The 12015-nt window shown below is 73.2% G+C and carries 8 protein-coding genes; 4 read left to right on the forward strand and 4 right to left on the reverse strand.

What is annotated here, in order from left to right; all coding sequences use genetic code 11:
• The gene (dacB, locus tag ACGFIK_RS18605; protein ID WP_327027380.1) at positions 1–1422 is read right to left on the reverse strand and encodes a D-alanyl-D-alanine carboxypeptidase/D-alanyl-D-alanine-endopeptidase; all 1422 of its coding nucleotides are present in this window, start codon (positions 1420–1422) and stop codon (positions 1–3) included.
• A gap of 450 nt (positions 1423–1872) precedes the next feature.
• Between dacB and ACGFIK_RS18610 the strand changes: the two genes are divergently transcribed.
• Entirely contained in the window at positions 1873–2379 is a 507-nt protein-coding gene (locus tag ACGFIK_RS18610) for an inorganic diphosphatase (protein ID WP_327023747.1), read from the forward strand.
• Positions 2380–2410: 31 nt separating this feature from the next.
• Here the strand turns inward: ACGFIK_RS18610 and eccD are convergent, their stop codons facing one another.
• Complete coding sequence (gene eccD / locus ACGFIK_RS18615; RefSeq protein ID WP_327023746.1) at positions 2411–3808, reverse strand: type VII secretion integral membrane protein EccD; 1398 nt, start codon at positions 3806–3808, stop codon at positions 2411–2413.
• 100 nt (positions 3809–3908) lie between these two features.
• On the opposite strand from eccD, the gene eccCa reads away from it, so the two are divergent.
• From eccCa to ACGFIK_RS18630, 3 genes are all read left to right on the forward strand, one after another.
• Positions 3909–7859: a type VII secretion protein EccCa gene (eccCa, locus tag ACGFIK_RS18620; protein ID WP_327023745.1), complete on the forward strand. Its 3951-nt coding sequence runs from the start codon at positions 3909–3911 to the stop codon at positions 7857–7859.
• 86 nt (positions 7860–7945) lie between these two features.
• The gene (gene mycP / locus ACGFIK_RS18625; RefSeq protein WP_393340348.1) at positions 7946–9256 is read left to right on the forward strand and encodes a type VII secretion-associated serine protease mycosin; all 1311 of its coding nucleotides are present in this window, start codon (positions 7946–7948) and stop codon (positions 9254–9256) included.
• Between the two features lie 27 nt (positions 9257–9283).
• Complete coding sequence (locus ACGFIK_RS18630) at positions 9284–10054, forward strand: phosphatase PAP2 family protein (protein ID WP_393340371.1); 771 nt, start codon at positions 9284–9286, stop codon at positions 10052–10054.
• 3 nt (positions 10055–10057) lie between these two features.
• On the opposite strand, the gene ACGFIK_RS18635 is transcribed toward ACGFIK_RS18630, so the two are convergent.
• Both ACGFIK_RS18635 and ACGFIK_RS18640 read right to left on the reverse strand, forming a co-directional pair.
• Positions 10058–11236 carry a MarP family serine protease gene (locus tag ACGFIK_RS18635; RefSeq protein WP_327023744.1) on the reverse strand — a complete coding sequence of 393 codons (1179 nt, stop codon included), beginning with the start codon at positions 11234–11236 and terminating at the stop codon, positions 10058–10060.
• A 63-nt stretch (positions 11237–11299) separates the two neighbouring features.
• Positions 11300–12013: a CoA pyrophosphatase gene (locus ACGFIK_RS18640; RefSeq protein WP_327023743.1), complete on the reverse strand. Its 714-nt coding sequence runs from the start codon at positions 12011–12013 to the stop codon at positions 11300–11302.
• Positions 12014–12015 lie beyond the last annotated feature (2 nt).

The raw sequence follows: 12015 nt of genomic DNA on the forward strand, positions 1-12015 counted from the left end.
TCAGCGGCAGCCGCAGGTGGCCAGGGCGGCCGCGATCCGGTCCAGGGCCCCCCGGGCCGGTTCCATCCCGTCGGCCGGAACCCGATCGGTGAGTACGGCGAAGGTGAGTGGCCTGCCCTCGGCCGTGGTCACCACCCCGGCGATGGCGTGCACCCCGGTCAGGGTGCCGGTCTTGGCCCGGACCGTCCCGGCCCCGGCGGCCGTACCGGGCACCGAGCCGTACCGGTCGCGCAGGGTGCCGGACCAGCCGCCGACCGGGAGTCCACCGAAGATGCCGCCCAGCTCGGGGCGGTCCGGGCTGGCCGCCAGCGCCAACAGCTCGGTCAGCAGGGTGGGGCTGATCAGGTTCCGCCGGGACAGGCCGCTGCCGTCGGCCAGGGCCAGCCCCTCGGTCGGCAGGCCCAGGTCGGACACCACCTCGGTCATCGCCGAGGCGGCACCGGCGAAGGACGCCGGAAGCCCCCGGGCCAGGGCCACCTGGCGGGCCAGGGCCTCGCCGAGGATGTTGTCACTGTCGCTGATCATGATGTCGACCAGCCGGATCAGGGGCGGGGAATGCACCACCCCCAGCTCGGCGCCCGGGCCGGTGGCCCCGGTCGCCTCGGTGGCCCCGGTCGTCTCCGGCGGCGCGGCCGGGGCGGTGCCGCTGCGCACCGCGCTCTCCGGCACCCCCAGCAGCCGGGCGAAGGTCCGCCCGGCGACGAGTTCCGGCTGGGTTACCCGCTCGGCCCAGCCCTCGCCGGCCTTCGGATCCTTACGCGCCCCGTCGAGCATCAACGCCGTCATCTGGGCGCCGTATCCGCCGGTGGGGATGTCCTCGTCCCAACCCGGCTCCAGCCGTGGGCCGGAATAGAGCGAGGAGTCGACCAGCACCCGGGTCGGCGCGGTGCCGCCCAGCGCGGTCCGCACCTGCTCGGCGAGGTCCTTCAGGCTGGCCGCGCCGGGATAGAAGCCCTTGGCACCGGCCGCCAGGGTGGGGTCGCCGCCGCCGACGAGCACCACCTCTCCCGGTTCGGCGCCCGCGACGACCTTCGTCGGGATCCGGTACCCGGGGCCGCGGGCGGTGAGTACGGTCACCGCGGTCAGCAGCTTCGTCACCGAGGCCGGCACGGTCCCCGTACCGCCACCGCGCTCGAACAACTGCTGCCCGGTCAGGGCGTCCGTCACCGACACGTGGACCCGGCCGCCCAGGGCGGGGTCGGCGATCAGCGGGGCCAGCACGGTCCGCAGCCGGCCGGCGTCCGGCAGCGGCGCGCCGATGTCGGTGGCCGCCAGCACGGCGTTCGGCGACGGCTCCACCGGCAGGGTCTCGGCGGCGGTCGGCTCATCGGCCAACCACCCCTCGATCGGACCGGGACGCACCACGACCAGCCCCACCAGGGCCAGCACCAGGACCAGCACGGCGGCCAGCAGGATGGGCAGCCGGCGCCGCGCCGGTCGGGGCTGCTCGGGGGGTACGCCGACGGGATCGGGCGACCCACCGCCGCCGGTGGGATTCGACGGGGGTGGACCGGCCGGCGTAGAGGTGCCCGCGCCGACCGTCAGGGGCTGGGTCTGTTCCGCCCGCTCCCGCTCGGCCGGGGCGTCAGGGGCCGCCTGGGGTCGGAGAATCTGCGCCTCGGGCACCGGCACCCGGCCGGTAGCTGGTTTCGGAGTCGGCTGGGCGGAATCACCCTCACCCGCGCCCTCGGGTCGATAGTGTGAATCTTCCCTCCCCACGACCCCCTCCTCCACACCCGTAACCCGGCCTGGGTGACACTACTTCGGTCCGAAGACTATGCGGCGGTCGGAGTCGATGGGCAGGTATTCGCCTGTCCGGGGGTGCTGCCGCCGGTTCCGTCAAGCCAGCGTGGGCGAACGAGGAGCGTGCAGATGGATTTCGACGTCACGGTTGAGATCCCGAAAGGTCACCGCAACAAGTACGAGGTGGACCACGTGACCGGCCGGATCAGGCTGGACCGCACCCTCTTCACCTCCACCCAGTACCCGGCCGACTACGGCTTCATCGAGGGCACCCTGGGCGAGGACGGCGACCCGCTGGACGCCTTGGTGCTGGTGCCCGAGCCCACCTTCCCGGGCTGCCTCATCCGCTGCCGCACCATCGGCATGTTCCGGATGACGGACGAGAAGGGCGGCGACGACAAGGTCCTCTGCGTGCCCTACGAGGACCCGCGGCAGGAGCACCTGCGCGACATCCACCACCTCGGCGAGTTCGACCGCCTGGAGATCCAGCACTTCTTCGAGGTGTACAAGGACCTGGAGCCGGGCAAGTCGGTCGAGGGTGCGACCTGGGTGGGGCGTACCGAGGCCGAGGCCGAGATCCGGGCCTCGTACCGGCGGGCCCAGAAGGCCGCCGAGAGCGGCGAGTCCGCGCACTGACCCACGGCTTTCGCACAGCCCGGGGACCGCTCTAGCCGAGCAGTCCCCGGGCTTGTTCGTAGAGGCCGAGCACGGCGCAGGTGATCGGCACCACGGAGACCACCAGCAGGGTGTCGCTGAGGTCGGCCAGCCGACCCAGGTACGGGGAGACCGGGCGGCGGGCGTACGTGGTGCCACCGGCCACGACCAGCAGGGCGATCAGCAGCCCGGCGGCGGCCAGGACCAGTTGACCGTTCCGCCCCGCCGTGCCGGCCAGATCCAGGCCGAGCAGCAGGTACCCGGCCAGCCCGGCGAGCACGGGCGGCACCCGGTGGCGTACCGCCACGAACAGTCGGGCCCGCAGCAGCAGCACGGCCGCGCTCACCGCGACGAGCAGCCGACCGGCCGTGCCGGAGCCGCTGAGCACCAGCGCGGCGGTCGCCGCCAGCAGAGCGTGCCCGATCAGCAGACCGGTGAGCATCTCCTCGGTGCGCGCCACCGCCGCGTACACCCGGCTGCGGTCGGGCAGGTCCCGGACCCGGTCCGGGTCGTTCGGGGCGCCGGTGGGCAGGGTGATCGGCGGCAACGGAACCTTGCCCAGCCGGATGGCCAGCAGCGGGATGGCCCCGATCCCGAAGGCCAGCACGCAGAGCAGCACGGCCGCGGCTCCGGCCGGGGTCAGCCACAGGCCAGCCAGGGCGACCGGTGTCCCGACCGCACCGAGCACCACCCCGGCCACGAAGATCCGTAACCGGGTGGCCACCCCGACCAGACCCAGCACCGAGGCCAGCAGCAGGGTCACCGAGGCGGCCAGCAGTTCCGGGGCACCGATCCAGGGCAGCGGGCGAAACGGGCCGACCGGGTCGCCCGAGCCGACGGCCAGGGCACCGGCCGCCGCCGCGAAGGGCAGGGCGTACCCACCCAGGGTGGCCCCGGCGGGGCCGTCTCCCTGAGCCCGGGACAGCACCATGCCCGCCAACAGCAGCAGGGTCGCCAGCAGGGTCGCCGCCAGCCAACCGGCCGGCTGTCGTGGGCCGCCGGCCAGGAGGGCGAGCAGCCCGACGGCTAGCGGGACAGCCGACCCGCCCAGGGCTGCGGCCCGGGTGGCCTCGGGCGACCAGGCACCACCGCGACGGCGGGCACCCTCGGCGATCGCTTCCACGACGTCGTCGTACTCCAGTTCCGGCCACTGGGTGCTGGCCGGCACCAGGTGCAGCAGCTCACCGTCGCGGACGCCCTGGGCCAGCAGGGCCTGCCCGGCGGTCAGCGCGCTGCCGTCGGCCCGCCGCAGCAGCCATCCGCCGTGGCGTTCCCCGTCGTCGGCCAGCCCGTCCCCGGCGTGTCGCAGCACCTCCGGCAGCAGGTCGGCCAGGGGGACGTGTTCCGGCAGGGCCACGTCGACCCGGCGCTGTGCGGTGCTGACGGTGATCCGGGTCAGCCCGACTGTCATCGACCGACCTCCATTTTCAGCGGGGTGACGGCTGCGCGATCGGGAGGACTTTACCTACGATGAGCCAGCTTCGGGTTACCGAGCGCGGTCAGGAGGTCGAGTGTCCACTGTCGTCATCCGGCGGCCACCCCGGCGTCCGGCACCGCAGATCCCGGTGGGTGAGCTGCCGGTCGAGGCGCCACCGGAGATCCCCGCGGTCACCGGTGGGCGGTGGCACCAGATGCTGATGGCGCTGCCGATGCTGGGCGGCACGGTGGCCATGGCGATGATGTTCGGCCGGGGCGGTGGGGCCTACTCGTACGTGGTGGGGGCCATGTTCGGGCTCTCCTCCCTGGCCATGCTGGTCACCTCCTGGGGCAGCGCCTCGGGCAGCCCCAGGAAGTCCGAGATGATGGCGGCCCGGCGGGAGTACCTGCGACACCTGGCCACCCTGCGGCGACAGGTGCGGCAGGCCGCGACGAGTCAGCGGGCCGGGCTCTGTTACCGGCACCCGGACCCGGCCCTGCTCTGGTCGACCGTGGACAGCCATCGGGTGTGGGAGCGCCGGCCCACCGACGCGGACTTCGCCGTGGTGCGGGTCGCGGTCGGGCCGCAGACCCTGGCCACCCCCCTGGTCCCGCCGGTGACCCGCCCGTTGGAGGAGCTGGAGCCGATGACCGCCGGCGCGCTGCGCCGGTTCCTCGACGCGTACTCCGTGGTGCCGGACCTGCCGGTGGCGCTGTCCCTGCGCAGCTTCGCCCGGGTGTTCGTCCGGGGCCTGCCGTCCACCCCCACCGGTTCGCCGTCCGCCCAGGCCCTGGTCCGGGCGATGCTCACCCAACTGGCGGTGTTCCACGCCCCGGACGAGCTGCTCATCGCCGTCTGCGCCGGGCCGGAGCGCCGCAGCCACTGGGAGTGGACCAAGTGGCTGCCGCACGCCCGGCACCCGACCCGCAGCGACGCCCTGGGCCCGGTACGCCTGGTCACCAGCTCAGCCGTGGAGTTGGAGCGGCTGCTCGACGAGGTGCTGGTCAACCGCCCCCGGTTCAGTCCGGCCGGGCCCACCACGGACGGGCCCCACCTGGTGGTCGTGCTGGACGGCGGCGACCTGACCGGGGCCACCGAACTGGCCGGCGACGGCGGCATCGACGGGGTCACCCTGATCGATCTGGACACCCCACCACCCCGACTGCTCGATCGGTTCACCCTGCTGCTGGAGCTGCACGAAGGGCGCCTGCACTCCCACTCGATCGAGGAGGCCGCCGAGGTCGGCACCCCGGACGCCCTGAGCGTCGCCGAGGCCGAGGCGGTGGCCCGTCGGCTGGCACCGCTGCGGCTGGCCACCGCCACCGGCGGTACGGAGGCGGTGCCCGGTGTCGAACCGGGTCTGCCGGAGTTGCTGGGCCTGGGTGACCCGACCGGCTTCACCGTCGAGCAGGGCTGGGCTGCCCGGTCGGCGCGCGGGCGGCTGCGGGTGCCGATCGGGGTCGGCGTCGACGGCGGCGCGATCGAGCTGGACCTGAAGGAGTCGGCGCAGGACGGCATGGGCCCGCACGGGCTGCTCATCGGCGCCACCGGCTCCGGCAAGTCCGAACTGCTGCGTACCCTGGTGCTCGGGCTGGCCGCCACCCACTCCTCCGAGCAGCTCAACTTCGTGCTCGTGGACTTCAAGGGCGGGGCCACCTTCGCCTCCTTCGACCGGCTGCCGCACACCGCAGCGGTGATCACCAACCTGGCGGACGCCCTGCCGCTGGTCGACCGCATGGTCGACGCGATCAACGGGGAACTGGTCCGCCGACAGGAGCTGCTGCGCCGGGCCGGCAACTTCGCCAGCCTGCGTGACTACGAGCGGGCCCGGGCGGCCGGCAGTCCGCTGGCCCCCCTGCCCTCCCTGCTGTTGATCTGTGACGAGTTCTCCGAGCTGCTCTCCGCCAAGCCCGACTTCATCGACCTCTTCGTCCAGATCGGCCGGTTGGGGCGGTCCCTGGGGGTGCACCTGCTGCTGGCCAGCCAGCGCCTGGAGGAGGGGCGACTGCGCGGGCTGGACACCCACCTGTCGTACCGGATCGGTCTGCGTACGTTTTCCTCGCTGGAGTCGCGCACCGTGCTGGGGGTGCCGGACGCCCACGAACTGCCCCGCTCCCCCGGGCACGGGTACCTGCGGTTCGGCACCGAGCCGCTGCTGCGCTTCAAGGCCGCGTACGTCTCCGGGCCGGTGCGTAGGCGGGGGGTCTCGGCTTCGGCGGCCGGCCCGGACCGGCCCCGGCTGCTCGCCTTCTCCACCCATTTCACCCCCGCCGCCCCGGCCCCCACCCCGGCCATCACCGCCGAGCCGGAGGAGGAGACCGGGCAGACCCTGCTCGACCTGCTGATCGGCCGGTTGGCCGGGCAGGGGCCGCCGGCCCACCAGGTGTGGCTGCCCCCGCTGGAGGGCGCCCCCACCCTGGACGAGCTGGTCGGGCCGCTGACGGTCGACCCCGTGCGGGGCCTGACCTTCGGCAATCCGGAGTTGCACGGTGCCCTCCAGGTGCCGGTGGCCGTGGTGGACAAGCCGTACGAGCAGCGCCGGGACCTGTTCTGGCTGTCCCTGGACGGGGCGGCCGGCCATGTGGCCGTGGTCGGCGGCACCCAGAGCGGCAAGTCCACCGCCCTGCGTACCCTGATCTGCGCCCTGGCGCTCACCCACACCCCGGCCGAGGTGCAGGTCTACTGCCTGGACTTCGGCGGTGGCGGGTTGGCGGCGGTACGCGACCTGCCGCATGTCGGTGGGGTGGTCGGCCGGGCCGACCCGACCGGGGTACGCCGGACGGTGGGCGAGATGGCCACCCTGCTGGCCGACCGGGAGCGGGCCTTCGCGGAGTCCGGCATCGAGTCGATCAGCGCCTGGCGGCGGCGACGCGCCGCCCACCTGACCACCGGGACCCCGCAGGACGATCCCTTCGGGGAGGTCTTCCTCGTCGTCGACGGCTGGGCGACCCTGCGCGGCGAGTACGACGACCTGGAACCCCTGATCACCGACCTGGCCACCCGGGGTCTGTCGTACGGTCTGCACGTCGTGGCGACCGCGGTGCGTTGGTTGGATTTCCGCCCCGCGATCCGGGACCTGTTCGGCTCCCGGTTGGAGTTGCGCCTGGGTGACCCCTCCGACTCCCTGGTCGCCCGGCGGGCCGCGGCGGACGTGCCCGAGCAGACGCCGGGGCGGGGCATCACCGCCGCCGGTCTGCACTTCCTCACCGCCCTGCCCCAGTCCACCGAGGCGGATCCGGCCACCCTGGTCAAACAGATCAGCGGAGCCTGGACCGGGCCGACCGCGCCCCGGGTGCGGCTGCTGCCCGCGGTGCTGCCCTACCCGGACCTGGATGTCCAGACCACCACCGGGCTGCGGATTCCGATCGGGATCGCCGAGGCGGACCTGCGCCCGGTCGTACTCGACTTCGCCACCGAACCGCACTTCGTGGTCTACGGCGACGCGGAGTCCGGCAAGTCCTCCTTCCTGCGTGCCCTGGCCACCACGATCGTCACCCGGTTCACTCCGGAGCAGGCCCGGGTGATCCTGGTCGACTACCGGCGCAGCCTGCTCGGCGCGGTCGAGGAACCACACCTGATCGGGTACGGCACCACGGCCGCGCACACCACCGACCTGATGGAGTCTGCCGCGGGCTACATGCAGGGCCGCATCCCCGGCCCGGAGGTCAACGCGGCCCAGTTGCGCGAGCGGTCCTGGTGGTCCGGCCCGGAACTGTTCGTGCTGGTCGACGACTACGACCTGGTGGCCAGCGGCCCGGCGAACCCGCTGCGGTCACTTGAGGAGCATCTGCCGCACGCCCGGGACGTGGGGCTGCACCTGGTGCTGGTACGCCGTAGCGGCGGGGCCGGCCGGGCCCAGTACGAGCCGGTCGTCCAGCGGCTACGTGAACTGTCCACCTCGGGCCTGGTGATGTCCGGCAGCCCGGACGAGGGGGCCCTGGTGGGCCCGGTACGACCCGGTCCGCTACCGCCCGGACGCGGCCGACTGTTCACCCGACGGGAGGGGGTACGCCTGGTGCAGTTGGCGTACCTGCCACCGCAGTGACGTCGAGTCTCGCGAACGTCTTTGCAAGTGGGACGGAAGCGGTAATCTCCGATCGTCATGTCTGCTGCGACCGAACGGCTGAGAATGTGACCAGGGTGCGGCTCAGGGGTGCCAGGGTGCCCCGACGCCTGACCAGCCGGGCACTGCTCACGATGACGGCCGCCACCGTGTCGGTGGTCGTCGCGGCGGTGCCGGCCGCTGCCGTGCCGGTCAACCCGGTCCTGGCCGCGCCGGTGGCGTTCGCGCCCGGCGACGTGACCGACCGTCCCGACCAGATCCGCGACGAGCAGTGGCAGTTGGACAGGCTCGGCGCTCAGGTCGCCTGGCGGACCTCTACCGGCCGAGGGGTGACCGTGGCCGTGATCGATTCCGGGGTGGACGGTTCCCATCCCGATCTGGTCGGGCGGGTGCTGCCCGGCATCGACCTGGTCTCGCCGGACGGGTCGACCGAGCCGGATCCGGTGGGGCACGGCACCACCGTTGCCGGCCTGATCGCCGGGCGCAACGACGACCGTCAGGGTGTGGTGGGGCTGGCTCCGGACGCCCGGATCCTGCCCGTGCGGGTCTTGGACGAGGAGAACCGCTACGACGACGCGCTGATCGTCGCCCAGGGGGTGCGGTGGGCGGTCGACAACGGCGCCCAGGTGATCAACCTGTCCCTGGGGGGCAGCGGAGACAGCCCGGCCTTGGCCGCCGCGATCGACTATGCCTTCGCCCGGGACGTCGTGGTGGTCGCGTGTACCGGGAATCTGGCCACCTCACCGGACTCGAAGGTGTGGTATCCGGCGCGCGAGCCCGGGGTGATCGCGGTCTCCGGTCTGGAGCGGTCCAGCGACCACCTGTGGAGTGGCGCGATCACCGGCCGGGCCACCGTGCTGACCGCCCCCGCCAGTGGTCTCGTCGGCGCCCGCCCGCCCGGCGGCTACTGGCGGGTGCAGGGCACCAGCTTCGCGGCACCCCTGGTCGCCGCCACCGCTGCCCTGGTGCGGGCCCGCTATCCGCAGATGTCCGCCGGTGACGTGGTGAACCGGCTGCTGGTCACCGCCAAGGACATCGGCCCCACCGGCCGCGACGACCGGTTCGGCTACGGCCTGGTGGACCCGGTCGCGGCGCTGACCGCGGAGGTGCCCCTGGTGGAACACAACCCCTTGGACGACAACGAGACCCCGGGAGTCACCGGGTTCGGCCCGGCGCCGGGCTCCGTCCCGACGGCCACCCCGGAGGCCGACCAACTCGGCTTCACCGGCCCGCAGCAGGAGACCCGCTGGCGGGCCCGGGCGGCCGGGGTGCAGGCCGAGACCGGCTCGGAACGGCTCTGGGTGGGCTCGGCCATCCTCCTGGCCCTGCTCACCGGGGCCCTGCTCATGGCGCGCCGGTACCGGCAGTCACACCGCTGACCCAATCTGCCCGAATCCCCGGTACGCCTGCCCGCTCGGGGGTACAACATCGCCGTGGGCAGCGATCGGCGGGTGTCATGGCGGGAGCACAGCCTGCCCGCGGTCACCCCCACCCCGCGCAGCCCTGTCCCCGCCCTCACCCTGCTGCCCCTGCTGCCCTTCACCCTGCTGGCCGGGCTGGTGCTGGGTGGCTGGTCCCCGTTGCGGCGGCTCGATGTGACCGTGACCGAGACCCTGCACGGGTACGCCGTCGCCCACCCGCTGTGGGTACGGGTGATGCGGGTGTGCACGGACCTCTTCGCCCCCTGGCCCCTGCGGGCGGCGGCGTTGTTCCTGGTGCTGTGGCTGGTCAGCCGGGGCGCCAGACGCCTCGCGGTCTGGGTCCTCACCACCATGGTGGTCGGGGGTCTGCTCGGGCCGTTGCTGAAGCTGCTGGTGGGCCGGGACCGACCGGTGCTGCCGGACCCCGTGGCGGAGGCCCCCGGGCTGGCCTTCCCCTCCGGGCACGCCCTGAACGCGATGCTCGCCGCCGGGGTCCTCGTGGTGGTCTTCCTGCCCAGACCCCCCACCTCGACCCGAACCGGTCAGCCGGTGACCCGGGCCGGGCCCCTGACGCAGGCCGCGATCTGGCTGGCTGCCCTGCTGCTCGCCCTGGTCACCGGGTTCAGCCGGATCGCGCTGGGGGTGCACTGGAGCAGTGACGTGCTGGCCGGATGGCTGCTCGGCTTGGCGGTGATCATCGGCACCGCCACCGCCCTGGGGGTGTGGCCCCGATCAGCCTCGCCACCACATTCCTGACCGTCAGGTGCACTCCCCGGTGTTCACCCCCCGGGTGCGCTGCGCTCCTTCCAGGGCCACCGGGCGGGCCTCGGCCGCGGTCACCGCGAAGCCGGTGTTCGGATCGTCCGCCGCCGCAGCGAAGATCACCCCCAGGACCAGGCCGTTCGAGGAGACCAGAGGGCCGCCGGAGTTGCCGCTGCGCACCAGCGCCCGGATGGTGTAGATCTCGCGGGTCACACTGCCGGAGGAGTAGATGTCCGGCCCGGTGATCCGGTCGACGTCCCGGACCCGCGCCGACTGGGCGTTGTAGGGGCCGTCCAGCGGGAAGCCGAGCACGATGGCGTCCGCCCCGGTGGAGGCGTTGCCGGCGGCGAACCGCAGGGAGGGGCCGGGCAGCCCGGGCACGTACAGCACGGCCAGGTCCCGGTTCGGGTCGTAGACGACGACCTCCCCCTCGTACCGGTCGCCCCGCAGCTCCACCGCCACCGAACGGGTACCGGCCACCACATGCGCGTTGGTCATCACCCGGTCCTTGGCGTACACGAAACCGGAGCCCTCTATCCGGCGGGAGCAACTGGGGGCGGACCCCAGCACCTTGACCACGGAACGCTGGCCGCTGGCCACCACCTCCGAGCCGGCCAGCGCCGGGTCCGGGGGCTCGACCTGCCGGGCCTGGGTACGCCGCAGCCCGTCGAAGACGTCCGGGAACCCGTTGGTGTCGACCGTGTCGCGCAAGGCGGTCGACAACTGCTGCGCCTGGTCGGGCAACACCCGGTCGACCACGTTGAGCAGGGCGCTGCTGCGTACCGAGGCGGCCAGCCAGGGCAGGGAGGAGGAGCCCAGCGGCACCGCGACCAGCCAGGCGACCAGGAGCACGGCGAAGAGCGAGACGAAGGCGCCGCCGATGTCGTCGATCCGCCGACCCACATCACTGTTGATCGTGCGGCGCAGATGTGACCCCAACCAGCCGGCCAGGGCCTGACCGACCACGGCCAACCCGAAGATGGCGACGAGTGAGACCAGGACCCGGGTGCCGCCGTCGACGAACTGCTGGGCGAACATCGGCCCGATCTGGAGCCCGATCAGGGCACCCAGGAAGAACCCGGAGAACGACAGCACCCCGATGACGAACCCCTGTCGGTATCCGCTGATCGCGAACACGAGCATGAGCATGAGCAGGACGAGATCCACGGCCGACACGGGTCAAGCGTACGGGCCGACAGCTCGCGGAAGGCTGATCACTAGCGGAAGGTGACCGCTTGATCAGCGCATCGCACTCTCGTCGGCCTGATCCGTTCCGGCCGACGGCGCCGGGGTCTGCCCCATCGGCGGCAGTTCGACGATCCGGTCCTGTGGCCAGGGTCGACTCCACCCACCCATGTCCAGCAGAGCGGAGAGCACCCCGGCGGTGAATCCCCAGACCAGCATTCCGCGTACCGAGAAGGCCGGGCCGATCCAGCCGCTCGAATGGCGTACCCGCATCCGGTTGTCCGGGTCCACCAGCTCGGCGATGGGCAGCCGCGCCACATGGGCCACCTCCGCCGGCTCCCGGGCGTGCACCGGGTGCGGCGCGTGCCACCAGGCCAGCACCGGGGTGACCACGAAGTCGCTGACCGGAATCCACAGCCGGGGCAGCTCGGTCAGCAGGGTCACACTGCTGGTGTCGAGCCCGACCTCCTCGTTGGCCTCCCGCAGGGCGGTCGCCGCCGCGTCGGCGTCCTCCGGGTCGGCGGCCCCGCCGGGAAAGGCCGGCTGACCGGCGTGGTTACGCAGGGTCGCGGACCGTTGCAGGACCAGCACGTCCGGGCCGGTCTCGGCTTCGCCGAGCAGCACCAGTACGGCGCTCTCCCGGCCCCCCTGCTCCGGGGTGCGCAGCTGGGTGAAGTCCTCGGTGCGGGCGGTGCCCAGGCGGACCAGCAGGGGTTGCAGCCAGGCCGGGGAGTGCCGGGTGTCGGCCGTCTCCACTCGATGAGTCATCC

This window comes from Micromonospora sp. NPDC048871 (assembly GCF_043198155.1).
In the GTDB taxonomy this organism is placed as follows: domain Bacteria; phylum Actinomycetota; class Actinomycetes; order Mycobacteriales; family Micromonosporaceae; genus Micromonospora.

What these genes read in the sequence shown, in the direction of transcription:
- ACGFIK_RS18610 (WP_327023747.1), top strand. Translation starts at nt 1,873, where the DNA reads ATGGATTTCGACGTCACGGTTGAGATCCCGAAAGGTCACCGCAACAAG.
- eccD (WP_327023746.1), bottom strand. Translation starts at nt 3,808, where the DNA reads ATGACAGTCGGGCTGACCCGGATCACCGTCAGCACCGCACAGCGCCGG.
- ACGFIK_RS18640 (WP_327023743.1), bottom strand. Translation starts at nt 12,013, where the DNA reads ATGACTCATCGAGTGGAGACGGCCGACACCCGGCACTCCCCGGCCTGG.